We start from the raw sequence: 18,260 nt of genomic DNA, 5'->3' as shown, positions 1-18,260 counted from the left end.
CGCCAACCGCCTCGCCCGGCGGCTGGCGGCCCGCGGCGCCGGCCCCGAGCGCTATGTGGCCGTCGCCCTGGAGCGCTCCGCCGACCTGGTCACCGCCCTGCTCGCGGTGGTCAAGACGGGCGCCGCCTACGTGCCGCTCGACCCGCACTACCCGGCCGACCGGCTCGCCTACATGCTCACCGACGCGCGGCCCGAGATCGTCGTCGCCACGGCGGCCACCGCCTCCGCCGTCCCGGCCACCGACGTGCCCGTCCTCGTCCTCGACGCCCCGGACACCGCGGCCGCGCTCGCAGCCGCCGGTCCGGCCGCCCTCACCGACGCCGACCGCACCACGCCGCTGTCCCCGGACCACCCCGCCTACGTCATCTACACCTCCGGCTCCACCGGCCGCCCCAAGGGCGTCGTGGTGCCGCACCGCAACGTGGTGCGCCTGTTCACCGCCACCGAGCACTGGTTCGGCTTCGGCCCCGACGACGTGTGGACGCTCTTCCACTCCTACGCCTTCGACTTCTCCGTCTGGGAGCTGTGGGGCCCGCTGCTGTACGGCGGCCGGCTGGTCGTCGTGCCGCATGCCGTGAGCCGGTCCCCCGAGGACTTCCTCGACCTGCTCGCCCGCGAGCGCGTCACCGTCCTCAACCAGACCCCCTCGGCCTTCTACCAGCTGATGCACGCCGACGCCGAGACGGGCGGCACGGAGCCGCTCGCCCTGCGCTACGTCGTCTTCGGCGGCGAGGCCCTGGACCTCGGCCGGCTGGCCCCCTGGTACGCGCGCCACCCCGGCGCCGTCCTGGTCAACATGTACGGCATCACCGAGACCACCGTGCACGTCAGCCACCTGGCCCTCGACCCGGCCGGGACCGCCGGACAGACCCGCAGCCTGATCGGCCGGGCCATCCCCGACCTGCGGATCTACGTCCTCGACGGCTGCCTGCGACCCGTACCGGCCGGCGAGCTCGGCGAGATGTACGTCGCCGGGGCCGGCCTGGCCCGCGGCTACCTGGGCCGCCCGGACCTCACCGCGGACCGCTTCGTCGCCGACCCCTTCGGCGAGCCCGGCACCCGTATGTACCGCACCGGCGACCTGGCGCGGTGGCAGCCCGGCGGCGGCCTGGAGTACCTGGGCCGGGCCGACCACCAGGTGAAGATCCGCGGCTTCCGCATCGAACTCGGCGAGATCGAGAGCGTGTTGTCGGCCCAGCCGGGCGTGGCGAGCGGTGCCGTCGTGGTCCGCGAGGACCGCCCGGGCGACAAGCGCCTCGTCGCCTACGTCGTGCCCGCGCCCGGCGCCGCGCCGGACGCCGACGCGCTGCGCGCCGGGCTCGGCGCGACGCTGCCCGGCCACATGGTGCCGTCGGCCTTCGTCACCCTCGCCGCCCTGCCGCTGACCGCCAACGGCAAGCTGGACACGAAGGCCCTGCCCGCGCCCGGTGTCACCGGCACCGGCGACACCGGCCGCGCCCCGCGCACCGGGCGCGAGGAGCTGCTGTGCGGCCTCTTCGCCGAGGTGCTGGGCGCCGAACGGGTCGGCGTCGAGGACTCCTTCTTCGACCTCGGCGGCGACAGCATCATGTCCATCCAGCTGGTCTCCGCGGCGCGCCGCGCCGGCCTGGGCATCGCCTCCCGCGACGTCTTCCGGATGCGCACGCCGGCCGCGCTCGCCGAGGCCGCCACCGACCTCGCCACCGGCCCCGGCGCGGACGCCGGCGGGACGGCGGAGCCGGCGGAGGCGGGCACCGGCCTCGTCCCGCTGACGCCCGTCATGTGCTGGGCCCTGGAGCACGGCGGGCCGATCGACGGCTACAACCAGTCGATGGTCCTCCGCGTGCCCGCCGCACTGACCGGACCGCAGCTGACGGCGGCCCTGCGGACCCTCCTCGACCACCACGACGCCCTGCGGGCCCGGCTGCTCGACGACGCCCTGGAGATCCGCCCCGCGGGCGCGGTCGACGCCGCGCCGCTGGTGCGCCGCGTCGACGCCGAGGGCCTGGACGAGTCCGGACTGGACGCCCTGGTGGGCGCCGAGGGCCGCGCCGCGCTCGGCCGGCTCGCCCCGCGTGACGGCGTCGTGCTCCAGGCCGTCTGGCTGGACCGCGGCCCGCGCCTCCAGGGCCGGCTGCTGCTCGTCGTCCACCACCTGGTCGTCGACGGCGTCTCCTGGCGCGTCCTCGCCCCCGACCTCGCGCACGCCTGGGAAGCGGCGGCCGCCGGCCGCGCACCCCGCCTGGAGCCCGTCGGCACCTCCCTGCGCACCTGGGCGCGCCGGCTCACCGAGGCGGCGGCCGACCCCGCGCTCGCCGCCGAACTCCCGTACTGGCACGAGGTCCTGGCCGGACCCGACCCGCTCCTGGGCACCCGCCCCCTCGACCCGGCACGCGACGTGCTGGAGACCGCCGGCCGGCTGACCCTGCGGCTGCCCGCCGAGGTGACCGAGGCCCTGCTGACCACGGTCCCGGCGGCCTTCCACGCCGAGGTCAACGACGTCCTGCTGGCCGCCTTCGCGCTCGCGCACCAGCAGTGGCGCGGCCGCCCCGCCCTGCTCGACCTGGAGGGGCACGGCCGCGTCGAGGAGACCGTCCCGGGCAGCGATCTGTCGCGCACGGTCGGCTGGTTCACCAGCCTCCACCCGGTCCGCCTCGACGCCGGAGCCGGCACGGACGACCCGGGCGCCGCCCTCAAGCGGATCAAGGAGCAGCTGCGGGCCGTACCCGGCAAGGGCATCGGCTACGGACTGCTGCGCCACCTCGGGGCGGAGGCCGCGGAACTCGCCGGGCACCCCGCGCCGCAGATCGGCTTCAACTACCTGGGCCGGTTCGTCGCCCCCGGTGGCCAGGACGCCGACTGGACCGTCGTCCCCCGCATCGAGGACGGGATCCCCGGCGGCGGCCCCCGCATGCCGCTGGCCCACGCGCTGGAGCTCAACGCCCTCGCGCAGGACGGCCCGGACGGCCCCGAGCTGGTCGCGCACTGGAGCTGGGCGAGCGGCCTGCTCGACGCCGGTGACGTCGAGGAGCTCGCCGCCGCCTGGTTCGCGGCCCTGCGCGCCGTCGCCGCCGAAGGCTCCCGGCCGGGAGCGGGCGGACGCACCCCCTCGGACGTCCCCCTGGCCGGGCTCACCCAGCAGGAGATCGAGCTGCTGGAGCGGCGCACGCCGGACCTCACCGACATCCTGCCGCTCTCCTCCCTCCAGGAGGGCCTGCTCTTCCACGGCCTCTACGACGGCCGGTCGGCCGACGTCTACACCGCCCAGGTCCAGCTCGACCTGGACGGCGAGCTGGACGCCGCGCTGCTGCACGCCGCCGCGCGCGCCCTGCTCGACCGCCACCCCGGCCTGCGCGCCGCCTTCCACCACAGCGGGCCGGCGCGCCCGGTCCAGGTGATCCCCGGCCACGCCGAACTGCCCTGGCGGGAGGCCGATCTCAGCGGTCTCGACGCCGCCGGGCGGGAGGCACGGGCCGAGGCCCTCGCCGCCGAGGAACGCGCCCGCGGCTTCGACCTGGACCGGCCGCCGCTGCTGCGCTGTGCGCTCGTCCGGCTCGCCGCCGACCGTCACCGGCTCGTGCTGACCAACCACCACCTGCTGCTCGACGGCTGGTCCATGCCGGTGCTCATCCGCGAGCTGCTCACCCTGTACGCGGCCGGCGCGGACCCCCGAGCACTGCCCCGCGTCCGCCCCTACCGGGACTTCCTGGAGCACCTGGCCGCCGCGGACCACGACGCGGCCCGGGCCGCCTGGTCGCACGCGCTGGCCGGTCTGGAGGAGCCCACCCGGGTGCGGGAGACGGCCCCCGGCCGCACCCCGCTGGTGCCGGAGCGGCTGGAGTTCCGGCTGCCCGAACCGGCCGCGACCCGGCTGGCCGAGCGGGCCAAGGCCGCCGGACTGACCCTGAACACCGTGCTCCAGGGCGCCTGGGCGCTCGTCCTGGCCCGGCTGACCGGCAAGGACGACGTCGTCTTCGGTGCCACCGTCTCGGGCCGGCCGCCGGAGCTCGCCGGCGTCCAGGACATGGTGGGCCTGCTCATCAACACCGTCCCGGTGCGCGTCCGGCTCGACGCGGCCGAGACGCCGCAGGAGCTCTTCGCCCGGATGCAGGACGAGCAGTCCGCCCTCCTCGGCCACCAGCACCTGGGCCTCGCCGAGCTCCAGCAACTGGCGGGCGCGGGGGAGCTGTTCGACACCGCGATGGTGTTCGAGAACTACCCCCTCGACCTGGGCGCCCTGGACCGCGCCGCCGGTACGGGCCTGCGGCTCGCCGGCGTGCGGGGCCACGACGCGGTGCACTACACCCTGGGCCTGGTCGCCCAGCCCGGCGACGGGCTGGAGTTCCGGCTCGACCACCAGCCGGACCTGCTCGACCACGAGCAGGCGCGCGCCGTCGCCGAGCGGCTGCTGACCGTCCTCGGGGCGGTCGCGGACGGCCGGTCCGAGCCGGTCGGCCGGCTCGACCTGCTGCCGGCCGGCGAGCGGGAACAGCTGCTGACCGGCTGGAACGCGAGCGACGTGCCCGCGGCCTCGCCGTCGTCGACGCTGCCCGGCCTCTTCGAGGCCCAGGCCGCCCGCACCCCGCACGCCCCCGCCCTCGTGCACGGCTCGGTCACCGTGACCTACGCGGAGCTCGACGCCCGCGCCAACCGGCTGGCCCGGCTGCTGGTGGAGCGCGGCGCGGGACCGGAGCGGTTCGTCGCGATCGCCCTGGAGCGCTCCGTCGACCTCGTCGTCGCCCAGCTGGCCGTCGTCAAGGCCGGCGCCGCGTTCCTGCCCCTCGACCCCGGCTACCCGGCGGACCGGCTCGCGTACATGCTGGCCGACGCCGACCCGGCCCTGGTGATCACCAGTGCGGCGGTCGCGGCCGGTTCCCTGCCGGAGACGGACGCGCCCCGGCTGCTGCTGGACCGTACCGACACCTCCGGCCTCCCGGACACGCCCCTCACGGACGCCGAGTGCGCCGGGCCCCGCCGGGCCGCCCACCCCGCCTACCTCATCTACACCTCCGGCTCGACGGGCCGGCCCAAGGGCGTGGTGGTCACCCACTCCGGCATCTCCAGCATGGTCGCCGGGCAGGTCGCGGGACTGGCCGTGACGCCCGCGAGCCGGGTGCTGCTCTTCGCCTCGCCCAGCTTCGACGCCTCGGTGTGGGAGCTGTGCATGGCCCTGCTGACCGGAGCGTGCGCGGTGCTGGCCGACGCGGACCGGCTGCTGCCCGGACCGTCGCTCGCCGCGCTGATCGCCGAGCACGGCGTCACCCATCTGACGCTGCCGCCCTCCGCGCTGCCCGTGATGCCCGAGGGCAGCCTGCCCGCCGGCGGCACCCTGGTGGTGGCCGGCGAGTCGACGCCCCCCGACCAGGTCGGCGTCTGGTCGCGGGACCGCCGCATGATCAACGCCTACGGCCCGACGGAGTCCACGGTGTGCGCGAGCATGAGCGCGCCCCTGGCGGGCGCGGTCCTCGCCCCCATCGGCGGTCCGATCGCCAACACCCGGCTCTACGTGCTCGACCGGCACCTCCAGCCGGTGCCGGTCGGTGCGACCGGTGAGCTGTACCTTGCCGGACCGGGCCTGGCCCGCGGCTATCTGGGCCGCCCGGACCTGACGGCGGACCGCTTCGTGGCCTGCCCCTTCGGCGAGCCCGGGGCCCGGATGTACCGCACCGGCGACCTCGCCCGCCGGCGGCCCGACGGCGACCTCGACTACCTCGGCCGGGCCGACCACCAGGTGAAGATCCGCGGCTTCCGCATCGAACCCGGCGAGATCGAGTCCGCCCTGGCCGCCCACCCGGGCGTGAGCCGGGCGACCGTGCTGGTCCGCGAGGACCGCCCGGGCGCCAAGCGGCTGGTCGCCTACGTGGTGGGCACCGCGGACCCGGCGGAGCTGCGGCCCTTCCTGGCCGCGGCCCTGCCGGACTACATGGTGCCGGCAGCCGTCGTCGCCCTCGACGCGCTGCCGCTGACGGCCAACGGCAAGGTCGACCGCGCCGCCCTGCCCGCCCCCGACCTCGGCGGGACGGGCGACGGCCGGCCGCCGGCCACGGAAGAAGAGGCGCTGCTGTGCGCGCTGTTCGCCGACGTCCTCGGCGTCGGGCGACCCGGCACCGACGAGTCGTTCTTCGACCTGGGAGGCGACAGCATCACGGCGATCCAGCTGGCCTCACGGGCCCGTGAGGCCGGCCTCGCCCTCACCGTCCGGGACGTCTTCCGGCACCGCACCGTCACCGCCCTCGCCGCCGTGGCCGCACCCCTGGCCGCCGCCCCGGCCGCAACCGCCGCCCCCGACGGGCCGTTCCCCGGCCTGGAGGAGGAGACGCGCCAACTGCTGGAGGCCGAGCCCGGTCTCATGGACGTCCTGCCCATGACCCCGCTCCAGGAGGGCTTCCTCTTCCACGCGCTGCTGTCCGGCGACGAGGCCGACGTGTACACCACGCAGCTGCACCTCGACATCGAGGGCACGCTCGACGCGGACCGGCTGCGCGGCGCCGCCGAGCGGCTGCTGGCCCGCCAGCCCGCCCTGCGCGTCACCTTCCGGCACGACGTGGCGGGACGCCCCGTCCAGGCCGTGCACCGCGAAGCACCGCTGCCCTGGCGGCACGCCGACCTCTCCGGCCAGGACGGGACGCGGGCGGCCGAGGAGGCCGTACGCCTCGCCGGCGAGGAGCGGCTGCGGAAGTTCGACCTGTCGGCCCCGCCGCTGCTGCGCCTGCTGCTGATCGCCATGCCCGGCGGACTGCACCGGCTCGTGCTGACCGGTCATCACATCCTGTGGGACGGCTGGTCGGTGCCGGTGCTCGTGGAGGAACTCTTCGCCCTCTACGGCGCCGGCGAGGACGGCGGGCCCGCGCTGCCCGAACCGGCCCCGCTGCGCTCGTACCTCGCCTGGCTCGCCGCGCAGGACCGCGAGGCGGCCCTGAAGGAGTGGGCGGCGGCCCTGGCCGGCCCCGCGGCCCCCACCCTGGTGGCCGCGCACGCCGCGCACGGCGAGCCGGTCGCCCAGGAGTCGGTTCGTACCGAGCTCGACGCCGGCACCACGGCCCGGCTGCACGCGCGGCTCCGCGAGCACGGCGTCACCCTCAACACGGCCGTCCAGGCCGCGTGGGCCATCGTGCTCGGCCGGCTGACCGGCAGGGACGACGTGATCTTCGGCTCGACGGTCTCCGGGCGTCCCGGCGAGGTGCCGGGCATCGAGCGGATGATCGGCATGTTCCTCAACACCCTGCCCGTCCGCGTCCGCCTGCACGCCGACGAGACCCTCCCCGAGCTGCTGGAACGGCTCCAGGAGGAGCAGGCCGCGCTGATCCCCCACCACCACCTCGGCCTCAGCGACGTCCAGCAACTCGCGGGCGGCGGCGCCCTCTTCGACACCACCACCGTCGTCAAGAACACCCCACTGGACGCCGCGACCCTGATTGGCGGCGCCGCCGGGCTGCGCCTGGCCGGCGGCGACAGCGAGGACGCCACGCACTACCCGCTGCGCATGCAGGCCGTCCCGGGCCTGGACGCCTCCACCCTCGAACTGCACCTGGGCCACCGGCCGGACGTCTACGGCACCGACCAGGCCCGCACGCTGCTGAACCAGACGGTCCGGCTCCTCGAAGCCGTCGCCGACGGCAGCCGCGAGCAGGTCGGACAACTCGACCTGCCCACGGCGGACGACACGCAGCAGCAGCTGCTCGCCCAGTGGGGCGGGTACTGAGCCCATGCCCACCGCCCACCCCACGACCTCTGATAGGCGTTGCCCCATGCAAAACGATCAAGCAGTCCGGCTCGAACAGGTCAGCAGGTCCTACGCGTCCGGCTCCTCCCAGGCCGTGCGCGCCCTGGACGAGGTCACCATCGGCTTCGAGCGCACCACCTTCACGGCCATCATGGGCCCCTCCGGGTCCGGCAAGAGCACCCTGCTGCAGTGCGCCGCCGGCCTCGACCGGCCGGACGCCGGCCGGGTGGTCGTGGACGGCGTCGAGCTCGGCCCGCTCAGTGAGAAGCAACTGACCGAACTGCGGCGCGACCGCATCGGGTTCATCTTCCAGTCCTTCAACCTGCTGGGCGCCCTGACGGCCGAACAGAACGTCGGACTGCCCCTGCGGCTGGCCGGCACCCGGCCCGACCCGGCCGCCGTGCGCGAGGCCCTGACCCAGGTCGGCCTGGGCCAGCGCGGCGGGCACCTGCCCACCCAGATGTCCGGCGGCCAGCAGCAGCGCGTCGCCATCGCCCGCGCCCTGATCACCCGCCCGAAGGTGCTCTTCGCCGACGAGCCGACCGGCGCCCTCGACAGCAGCAGCAGCCGGACGGTCCTGGAGCTGCTGCGCGCCCTGGTCGACGGACAGGGCCAGACCACGATCATGGTCACCCACGACCCCGTCGCCGCCTCGTACGCCGACCGCGTGGTCTTCCTCGCCGACGGCCGTCTCATGGACGAACTGCACCGGCCCACCGCCCAGCAGGTGGCCGAGCGCATGACCCGGCTGGAGGCCGACGTCGCACGGGCGATGTCGGGCGCGGGCGGTGCCGCGTGACCGGAACGCTCGGCACCCTGCTGCCCGTGGCCGTGGCCACCCTGCGCAAGCGGTGGCTCGGCTTCGCCGGCTCGTTCGTCGCCCTCGCCCTGGGCGTCGCCCTGATATCCGCCTCCGGGCTGCTGGTGTCCACCACCATGGGCATCGACAACCCGGACCCGGCGGCACCCTCGCTGAAGAAGCTGCTCACCTTCATGGCGGGCATGTCGGGCTTCGTCTCCGTCTTCGTCGTCGCCTCCACCTTCGCCTTCGCCGTGGCCGGCCGCCGCCGGGAGACCGCCCTGCTGCGGGCCGTCGGCGCCACGCCCCGGCAGGTGCGCCTGCTGGTGCTCGGCGAGGCGCTCGTCGTCTCCGTCGTCGCCTCGCTCGCCGGCGCTCTGCTCGGACTGGCCGTCGCGCCGCTGTTCGCCCGCTGGCTCGTGGCGCAGGGCGCCGCCCCCGAGGGCTTCACGGTCCACCCCGCCGCCGGCCCGCTGCTGATCGCCGCCGCCGTCGAGGTGGCCGTGGCCCTGCTCGGCGCCTACGCGGCCGCCCGCCGGGCGGGCCGGGTCCGGCCCGTCGAGGCGCTCGGCGACGCCGTGGTCGACCGCAAGGTCATGACGCTCGGCCGCTGGCTGTGGGCCGTCGCCTATCTGGCCCTCTTCGCCACCGTCCTGACCCTCTTCGCCACCATGCCGGCCCCGATGCAGCGCGACCCCCAGCTGCGCGACCCGCAGAACATGCCGGTCTGGTCCCTGCTCGTCGACGTCCTCGCGATCCTGGCCATCGCCCTGTTCGCCCCGGTCCTGGTGCCCTCGCTGGTCCGCCTGCTGACCCTGCCCGTGCCGCTGGCCAAGGGCGCCGTCGGACTGCTGGCCCGGCAGAACGCCCTGGCGGCCGTGCGCCGTACGGTCTCCACCGCCACGCCCGTGTTCCTGGTCGTCGGCCTGACGGGCACCGTCGTCGGCTCCACCACCTCCTTCGGGGACGCCCGTACGGCCCAGGCCCGGGCCGCGCTGCGTGCCCAGTACGTCGTCGAGGCCGAGGACGGCGCGGGCCTCGCCCCCGGCGCCCTGGCCCATCTGAAGGCGCTGCCCGGGGCGCAGACCACCGCCGTCACCTCCACCCTGGTCGCGGGCCTGGGCGGCGGCGCGGACCGGGGAACCGGCCAGGAGGCCGCGACGACCGGCGCCACCGCGATCGACGGCGACGCCGCCGCCACCTGGAACCTCCCCGTCGAGGACGGCTCGCTCGACGGCCTCGCGGGGAACGCCGTGGCGGTCTCCGGGGACCTGGCCAAGGCCAACGGCTGGCAGGTCGGCGACACCCTGTCCGCCGGGCTCGCCGACGGCACCGCGGTGAAGCTGCGCCTGGTGGCCCTGGTGAGGACCCCGCTCAGCCTCTCCGAGGTACTGCTGCCGTACGCCCCGGTCGCCGCCCACCTCGCCGGCGCCCGCCCCGCCACGGCCTATGTGCGCACCGGGCCGGGCGCGCCCGCCCCCGAGCTCTCCTCCGCCGACGGGGCCGTGGTGACCCCGGCCGCCGAGTGGGGACGCGGCGACGACGACCCGCACGCGCGCTACGACTGGATCGCCATGATGGCCATCCTGGGCCCGGCGCTGCTCTACGCCCTCATCGCCATCGTCAACACCATGATGATGTCCACGGGCGACCGGCTGCGCGACTTCGCCACCCTCCGGCTCACCGGAGGCAACGACCGCCAGGTGCTCTCCATGGTCGGTGTGGAGGCCCTGCTGACCACGGCGACCGCCACCGCGCTCGCCCTGCTGGTCACCGTCGCCACCCAGGCGACCACCACCGCGCTCATCAACCAGCGGATCCTGCACGGCGGGACGTCGCTGTCCCTGAGCCTGCCGTGGACGGCCCTGGCCGGCAGCGCGGCCGTCGGCCTGCTGCTCGCCCTGGTCTCCAGCCTGCTCCCGGCCCGGCTGGCCCTGCGCGCCCGCGCCCTGGACCTCGCGAGCACCAAGCAGTGACACGAAGATCCTTGGCACCGAGAGAAGGACGACCATGCACGTGAACCCCCCACGCCCCGTCGTACTGCTGGCCGAGGAGCTCTCCCCGGCCACGGTCGAGGCCCTGGGCCCGGACGTCGAGATCCGCCGCTGCGACGGCACCGACCGGCCGGCCCTGCTGGCCGCGCTCGCCGACGCCGACGCGGTGCTGATCCGCAGCGCGACCACCATGGACGCCGAGGCCGTGGCCGCGGGCCGCCGCCTCAAGGTGATCGCCAGGGCGGGCGTCGGCCTGGACAACGTGGACGTGGCCGCGGCCACCGCCGCGTCCGTCCTCGTCGTCAACGCGCCGACGTCCAACATCGTCAGCGCCGCCGAGCACGCCGTGGCCCTGCTGCTCGCGGTCGCGCGGAACATCCCGGCCGCCGACTCCACCCTCCGCGCGGGCCGCTGGCAGCGCGCGCCCTTCACCGGGGTGGAACTGTCGGGCAAGGTCCTCGGGGTCGTCGGGCTGGGGCGGATCGGCACGCTCGTCGCCCGCCGGATGGCCGCCTTCGACATGCGGGTCCTCGCCTACGACCCGTACGTCGACGCCTCGGCCGCCGCCGAGCTGGTCCCCCTCGAAGAGCTGCTGGAACGCTCGGACTTCATCACCGTGCACCTGCCGAGGAACCCCGAGACGATCGGGCTGATCGGCCGCGAGGCGTTCGCCCGGATGAAGCCCGGGGTGCGGATCGTCAACGCCGCGCGTGGCGGCATCGTCGACGAGCGGGCCCTCCACGCGGCCCTGCGCGAGGGCCGCGTGGCGGGGGCGGGGCTGGACGTCTTCGAGACGGAACCCTGCACGGAGTCACCGCTGTTCGAGCTGGACGGTGTCGTGGTCACCCCGCACCTGGGCGCGGGCACGCACGAGGCCCAGGAGAAGGCCGGTACGGCGGTGGCGGCATCGGTACGCCGGGCCCTTGCCGGGGAGCCGGTGCCGGAAGCGGTCAATGACCCGTCCCGCACGGCGCTGGCGGCGTGACGCCCCGCCGTAGGGGGTGGGGGCAAGCCCCCCGGACCCCTACGGCTCGGGCCGGGCCTCCGCCTGCGGGGTGAGCCACCCGCGCGCCGTCGCCAGGGCTCCGGCCTGGAACCGGCTCCGCGCCTGGAGCCGGTTCATCAGTTCCGCCGTGATCCGGCGCCCCGTGCGGACCGAGATACCGAGCTTCCGGGCGACCACCTCGTCCGTGTAGCCGGCCACCAGCAGTTCGAGCACGGCCTGCTCCTGGCTGGTCGGACGGTCCCCGTCCGGCCGGGGCCGGCCCGCCGGGGTGCCCAGGGGCTCCGCCCGCTGCCAGATCTGGTCGAAGAGGGTGCACAGGGCGGTCACCACACCGGTGCCGTTGAGGATCAGCACCCCCTTCGCGGCCGCCTCCGGATCGATCGGAACGATCGCCGTACGCCGGTCGTAGATGATCATCCGCAGTGGCAGATGCGGCACCGTGCGGACGTGGCCCCCGTTCTCGTCCAGCCACTGCGCGTACGACAGGGTCGCCGGATCGTTGCGCAGGCTCTCCAGGTACACGTAGCGGAGCCGCACGCCGCGCGAGAGCGCGGCCCGGTCGAGCGGACGCGCCGACTCCAGGGCCTCCTCGGTCTGCGCACCGCGTGGCGCGAAGACGGAGATGTCGCTGGTGCAGCTGTGCGCGTACCGCTCGATCTGCGAGCCGATCGCGTCCATGCCCATGAACTGCCGGGCACCCGCGGGCTCGGAGCCGGGGTCCTCCTCCCCGTACTCGGCGAGCATCCGGGTGATCGACAACCGCGTCGCGGCCATGGCCTCCTGCCGGGCCAGGAGCTCGCGCTCCTGCCGCAGCAAAAGGGCCTCCAGGCCCAGCTCGGGGTTGATCAGCCGCATCTGGCCGGGGTCCTCGGAGGACGGCCGGACCAGGGCCAGTTGCTCCAGTTCGGCCATGGCCGCGGCGGCCCGTCCGGTGGTCCACCCGAGTGCGGCGGCCATCCCCTCGATGGTCGTCCGGGGACGCTTGAGCATCACCCGGTAAGCCGACTCGCCGTCAGAATCCAGCCCTAACTCGCGAAGCACGCACCCTCCCCCTGAACACGGCAGAGCGCGCGAAAATCTACATTTCAGCCGGCCCCCGCCCCGGGTGATTCTCTCTGACCGGATATGGGAAGGCAACGTGATTGGAGTGACTTCATTGCTAAATGAAAGTAATGAAACGGTCGCCTGCGCCGCCCGTGGCAACGAACTGCCACCGCAGGACCCTGACATCGCGTGAGGCCCCCGGGACGCCCGGTGAGCGGCAAGATCGTTCTTGCCGCAGGGAGAGCGCCGGTGAAACACCGCCGGCGAGACTCCGTCACCTTCGTTCCGCTCAGGAGACCCGCCATGCGCAAGACCGCCGTCAAGACCGTCGCCGCCCGCCGCATCGCCGCCCTCGTGGGCCTCTCCGCCGCCGGGCTGATCGGCTTCTCGGCGCTCACGGCCGGCCACGACGCGACCGCCGTTCGCGCCGGCAACACCTGGGGCAACGGCCCCGTCCCGACCGCCGTCGCCGCCGGCAACACCTGGGGCAACTGAGCCCGGCCGCGCTCAGAGGACCGCCGGACCGCCCCCGGCGAGCAGGCCCCGCGGGGCCCGGGGCACATACGGGGCGAGGGCGCGCCAGTAGCAGACCGCCGCGACGGGCAGCAGGGCCAGGCCCGCGGCCGTCAGACCGGCCCCCGCCAGCACCCAGACCGGCGACCAGCCGCCGGACCCGGCCGACCGCCGGAGCGCGAGCGTCACCGTCAGCGCCAGCAGGCCGGCGTAGAAGAGCAGCGGACCCACCGTGTACAGCGCGGGCGTCACCCCCGGATACGACTTCACGGCCCCGAAGAGGGCGTCCATCGCCGTGCGGTCCGCCGAGCGGAGGCCGACGACCAGATCGACCGCCGCCTGACCGATGCCCGCCACCAGACCGGCCCAGGCCACGGCCGCCGCCACCCCGGCGACCCGCCCCGCCCCCCGGTGCAGCTCCCGGACGACCGGCACGAACAGCGCGAGCCCCGACAGCAGCAGCACGTGCCCCACCGTCCACACCACACCCGGACCGTCCCCGTGCCCCAGCAGCCGGAGCGCGCCGTAACCCGCGAGGAACGCGGGCGCCGCGGCGAAGGAGAAGCGGGCCAGCGAGTGCCCGGGGCGGTGCGGTGAGCGAGTCGTCGGCGTCATGCGGACCATGCTTCCGGCGCCGGCCCGCCGCCCCCACGGGGAAGCCCCCGGGATCAGCCCCCACCCGACCCCTACGGGAAGCCCGCGCCCACCCCCGACACGCGCGGAGCCGCGCCCGCACGACGCGGACGCGGCTCCGTACGAGCGAGGGCCGTCAGCCCTTGAGGCCCGCCATCCACGCCTCGACGCCGGCGGACGTCCGCGGCAGCCCCGCGGACAGGTTCCGGTTGCCGTCCTCCGTGACGAGGATGTCGTCCTCGATCCGGACGCCGATGCCCCGGTACTCCTCCGGGACGGTGAGGTCGTCGGCCTGGAAGTACAGACCGGGCTCGACGGTCAGCACCATGCCGGGCTCCAGCACGCCGTCCACGTACGTCTCGGTGCGCGCGACCGCGCAGTCGTGGACGTCGAGGCCGAGCATGTGGCCCGTGCCGTGCAGGGTCCAGCGGCGCTGCAGACCGAGCTCCAGGACGCGCTCGACCGGGCCCTCGACCAGGCCCCACGCGACCAGCTTCTCCGCGAGGACGCGCTGGGCGGCATCGTGGAAGTCGCGGTACTTCGCGCCCGGCTTCACCGCCGCGATGCCCGCCTCCTGGGCCTCGTACACGGCGTCGTAGATCTTGCGCTGGAGGTCGGTGTACGTGCCGTTGACCGGCAGCGTGCGGGTGACGTCCGCGGTGTAGAGGGTGGTCGTCTCCACGCCGGCGTCCAGCAGCAGCAGGTCGCCCGAGCGGACCGGGCCGTCGTTGCGCACCCAGTGCAGGGTGGTGGCGTGCGGGCCGGAGGCGCAGATGGAGCCGTAGCCGACGTCGTTGCCCTCGACGCGGGCGCGCAGGAAGAACGTTCCTTCGATGTAGCGCTCGCTGGTCGCCTCGGCCTTGTCGAGGACCTTCACGACGTCCTCGAAGCCGCGCACGGTGGAGTCGACGGCCTTCTGCAGCTCGCCGATCTCGAAGGCGTCCTTGACCAGGCGCTGCTCGCTGACGAAGACGCGCAGCTCCTCGTCGCGCTCGGCGGTGATCTTGTCGGTCAGGGCCGCCTCGATGCCGGCGTCGTGGCCGCGCACGACGCGCACCGGGCCGGTGGCCGCGCGCAGCGCGTCCGCCAGCTCGCGGACGTCCGCGGCGGGCAGGCCCAGCAGGCGCTCGGCCTCGGTGAGGCTGTGCCGGCGGCCGACCCAGAGCTCACCCTGACCGTCCAGCCAGAACTCGCCGTTCTCACGGTTGGAGCGGGGGAGCAGGTAGATGGTGGCCTGGTGGCCCTCGGCGCCCGTCGGCTCCAGGACCAGGACGCCGTCCTGCGTCTGGTCGCCGGTGAGGTAGACGTACTCGGTGGAGGCGCGGAAGGCGTACTCGGTGTCGTTCGAGCGGGTCTTCAGATTGCCGGCGGGCACCACCAGGCGCTCGCCGGGGAAGCGTGCCGAGAGCTCGGCGCGGCGCCGGGCGGTCTCCCCGGCCTGGGGTATGGGGAGCAGATCGTGCAGCTCCGTGTCCGCCCAGCCGGACTTCATGTTCTCGGCGAGCTCGTCGGAGACGGCGGGGTAGAGGCCGTTCTTCCGCTGCTTGATCGGCTCGTCGCCTTCGGGGTTCTCGGGCGCGGGCTGCTCGGTCACTGCATTTCCTCCTCGAACGGGGCCGCTTTCCATCGTATGTGCGGGACAAAGCGGCCGAGAAGGTTGTGACCGAACAGTCAGGGGGCGGGTGCGGTGGCAAGGGGAGGCCCGCGGCCGCCGAGCGCGGCGGGCGCTGCCCCACAGCCGTCGCGGTCACTCGAAGTAGGCGGCCATGAGCACGACGTCGCCGCCCTCGTGGGGGCCCTCGCGCCCGCCACCGGGCACCATCGCCCGCAGCACGTGGTCGGCGAGGGCGTCCGGGTCGTGGCGCTGGGCCCGGGGGACGCTCGCGGCCGCGCGGTGCAGCCGGGCGAAGGCCCGGTCCATGGCGTCGCCGGTGCCGTGCAGCAGTCCGTCGTTGTAGAAGAGGAGCGTTTCGCCGGGTTCCGGCTCGATCTCCACGCTGGGCGCCTCCCAGCAGGAGAGCATGCCCAGGGGCGCCGACAGCGAGGTCTCCACGTACTCGGCCCGGCCGTCGCCGACGATCAGCGGCGAGCAGTGCCCGGCGCCGGCGAGGAGGACCTTGCGGCTCTCCGGCTCGCAGTAGGCGAAGAGCGCGGTGGCGGCGCGGGCCGGCTCGGTCAGCCGGAGCAGCAGTTCGAGGTCGGACAGGACGGCGACGGGGTCCTCGCCCTCCATGACCGCGTACGCCCGCAGGGAGGCCCGCAGCCGGCCCATCGCGGCGAGCGTGCCCGGCCCCGAGCCGGTGATGCCACCGACGGCCAGGCCCAGCGCGCCCTCCGGCAGCGGCAGCGCGTCGTACCAGTCGCCGCCCCCGTCCGGCCCGGTGCGGTGCCGTACGGCGAGCCGGACACCGGGGATCCGGGGCAGCCGGCTGGGCAGCAGCTCCTCGCGCAGGGCGGCGACGGTCTCCCGCGCGGCGGTCAGTTCGAGCAGCCGGGCGAGGTGCTCGGTGGCGTAGCCGCAGTAGAGCCCCGCCAGGTGCCGCTGGCGGTCGCTGGGCTCGGCGGGCTCGTCGTACAGCCACACCGCGGCGCCGAGCCGGCCCGCCGCCGGGGGTTCCTCCGGATCCGGCGCACCGTCCGGAGCGGCCGATTCCAGGGGGACGGCGTAGCTGGCGGCGTAGCCCAGCCGGGCCGCGACCTCGCGGTGCCGGGGGTCCAGTCCGTCCTCGTGCGGGATGTCGGGGTGGGCGGTACCGGTGCGGGTGCCGACGGGCGGCAGGTCCTCCAGGAGGCGCACGTACGCGGGCACGTCCGGTCCGTGGGGGGCGCGGACGGCCGGCGCGGATGGCGCGGACGGCCGGGGCGGGCCGGGGCGGGCGGGATCCGGACGGCCCGTATCCGGACGGCCGGTGTCCGGCCGGATCGTTTCGGCGGACGGGAGGTGCGGGATGGTCTCCAGGTGGCCGAGATCGGCCCGGCCGAGACCGAGCCCGACGGTGACCGGGCGGCGGGCGATCCCGGCGGGGTGGACGGTCACCAGGCCCCGGCCGGCGCCGACGAGCGAGGCGCCGGCGCGCAGCAGTTCGTGCAGCGCGTCGTCGAGGGTCGCGGTGCGGGTGAGCCGCTCGACCAGCTCCTGGAGCGTGGTCAGGTCGGAGACCCAGCCGGCGAGCCGGTCGAGGACGAGCGCGTTGGGCGCCGAGGCGCGGGTTCCGGGGGAGGATGAGCCGGACGGTCCGGGTGGGGCGGCGGTTCCGGTGGAGGCGGAAGTGTGCGCGGGGGTGGGGACCGGCGGATCGATTCCGGCCACTTTCGGCAGATGCGGCGCGGTCATGGCCGTCTGCTCCGGAACGGACGTGCGGACGTGCCGGCCGGGCCCGTGGGGGAGGTGGGCCGCGGCCTGCCGCCGAACCCTCGTGACCAGCCGATCGGCCAGGCTGCTCCGCGCAATAGCATCGCAAACCCCCTGTCGTGTTGCGTGCTATCAGTGCTCCACATGTACACGCCCGGGTAAGGCGATGTCCAGCATTGGACCAGTGGGATTGGTGGTGTCTGGGGGGATTCCACGGCGCGGCGGAACCGCTTCGAAGTTGGCCGGAAAACAGTGCCGTGGTCGGGGTGCTGCGGTCGACTGGCGTCGCTTGAACAGCGCGTCACATCCACCCTGGTGGGTACGTACTCGGTGAAGGGCAGCGGCAGTTGGGGCCGTCCCGCAACCCGGCGGCGGACCCGAGCGTCTTATCCGTCAACGGCCACGCCCGTCCCCGAGCGGCCCGGGGCACCCCGTGCCGTGGGCGAGGGGCGCACCGGATCAGCACGAAGCGCCATGCGCGCGCCACCCCCCGCCAGGTTTCACGCTCGGCCCGTGGCGTGATGCGCTGCGATGTACGCGCAGTCCTGTGATCCACGTGGTGTGTTCGGCCCGAGGGGCGACGGCGCGTCGAGCACCGCGTCGGCCGTGCCGGCAGCGCCATGCGGTTCCATGTACTCCACGCGCTGTGCCGCGTGAAGTGCCACGTGAAGTGCCATGCGAAACACCAGGTAGTGCGTTACGGCAGAGACGGCCCCCGGCCGTGGGCGGCGGCGCTCGCGGGCGGGGCCCATACCTTCGGCGTTTACGGAAAGGAACGAGCGCTCATGCGCGAGATCCTCGGAAGGCGACGCAAGCTCTCCCTCCGGCGAGCCGGGAGGTCCGCGGTGCTCACCGCGGCGCTGACCTGCGCCACGGAGTGGCGATGGCCCGTGGTGCCCGGCGTGGGACTGCGGCCGGGGACCGGCCGCGTGCGGGGGTGCGGCTGCTTCGACCCGGGCTGCGCGGCCCCCGGTGCCCACCCGTTCGACCCCGGACTGCTGGCCGCGACCACGGATGCCCGGATGGTCCGCTGGTGGTGGACCGTCCGTCCGGAGGCGCCCGTCGTGCTCGCCACGGGCGGGCGCGCGCCGAGTGCGGTGAGCCTGCCGGCGGTGGCGGGCGCCCGCGCGCTCGCGGCCTTCGACCGCGCCGGCGTCCGGCTCGGCCCCGTCGTGGCCACGCCCACCCGCTGGGCGTTGCTCGTGGCCCCCTACTCC

The 18,260-nt window shown here is 75.1% G+C and carries 9 protein-coding genes and 1 pseudogene; 6 read left to right on the top strand and 4 right to left on the bottom strand.

All coding sequences use genetic code 11. The annotated features are described in order from the left end of the window. From AB0K09_RS14705 to AB0K09_RS14690, 4 genes and pseudogenes are all read left to right on the top strand, one after another. A partial coding sequence (locus tag AB0K09_RS14705) for an amino acid adenylation domain-containing protein (protein WP_366065724.1) occupies positions 1–7,681 on the top strand: 7,681 nt, incomplete at its 5' end. 46 nt (positions 7,682–7,727) lie between these two features. After that, entirely contained in the window at positions 7,728–8,501 is a 774-nt protein-coding gene (locus AB0K09_RS14700; RefSeq protein WP_366065723.1) for an ABC transporter ATP-binding protein, read from the top strand. Continuing rightward, positions 8,498–10,477 carry an ABC transporter permease gene (locus tag AB0K09_RS14695; RefSeq protein WP_366065722.1) on the top strand — a complete coding sequence of 660 codons (1,980 nt, stop codon included), beginning with the start codon at positions 8,498–8,500 and terminating at the stop codon, positions 10,475–10,477. The genes AB0K09_RS14700 and AB0K09_RS14695 overlap by 4 nt, the downstream gene beginning before the upstream one ends. 34 nt (positions 10,478–10,511) lie before the next feature. Then, positions 10,512–11,450: pseudogene (locus tag AB0K09_RS14690) on the top strand (hydroxyacid dehydrogenase); the annotation flags it as partial. Between the two features lie 69 nt (positions 11,451–11,519). Here AB0K09_RS14690 and AB0K09_RS14685 read toward each other — a convergent pair. Continuing rightward, positions 11,520–12,458, bottom strand: a complete 939-nt coding sequence (locus tag AB0K09_RS14685; protein ID WP_366065721.1) for a LuxR C-terminal-related transcriptional regulator — start codon at positions 12,456–12,458, stop codon at positions 11,520–11,522. 390 nt (positions 12,459–12,848) lie between these two features. On the opposite strand from AB0K09_RS14685, the gene AB0K09_RS14680 reads away from it, so the two are divergent. Continuing rightward, positions 12,849–13,040: a hypothetical protein gene (locus AB0K09_RS14680; protein WP_366065720.1), complete on the top strand. Its 192-nt coding sequence runs from the start codon at positions 12,849–12,851 to the stop codon at positions 13,038–13,040. 12 nt (positions 13,041–13,052) lie between these two features. Here AB0K09_RS14680 and AB0K09_RS14675 read toward each other — a convergent pair whose 3' ends face one another. The 3 genes from AB0K09_RS14675 to AB0K09_RS14665 all read right to left on the bottom strand — a co-directional run bounded on the left by AB0K09_RS14675 (position 13,053) and on the right by AB0K09_RS14665 (position 17,025). Next, positions 13,053–13,673: a hypothetical protein gene (locus AB0K09_RS14675; RefSeq protein ID WP_366065719.1), complete on the bottom strand. Its 621-nt coding sequence runs from the start codon at positions 13,671–13,673 to the stop codon at positions 13,053–13,055. Positions 13,674–13,827: 154 nt separating this feature from the next. Beyond that, positions 13,828–15,318, bottom strand: coding sequence for an aminopeptidase P family protein (locus tag AB0K09_RS14670; RefSeq protein ID WP_366065718.1), 1,491 nt, complete (start codon positions 15,316–15,318; stop codon positions 13,828–13,830). Between the two features lie 120 nt (positions 15,319–15,438). Then, complete coding sequence (locus AB0K09_RS14665) at positions 15,439–17,025, bottom strand: SpoIIE family protein phosphatase (RefSeq protein WP_366065717.1); 1,587 nt, start codon at positions 17,023–17,025, stop codon at positions 15,439–15,441. A gap of 803 nt (positions 17,026–17,828) precedes the next feature. Between AB0K09_RS14665 and AB0K09_RS14660 the strand changes: the two genes are divergently transcribed. Continuing rightward, positions 17,829–18,260: bifunctional DNA primase/polymerase (locus tag AB0K09_RS14660; RefSeq protein ID WP_366065716.1), on the top strand; the 432-nt coding region annotated here is incomplete at its 3' end.

The organism is Streptomyces sp. NPDC049577 (assembly GCF_040675635.1).
GTDB lineage: Bacteria > Actinomycetota > Actinomycetes > Streptomycetales > Streptomycetaceae > Streptomyces.
This window is presented reverse-complemented; position numbering and strand designations above follow the sequence as displayed.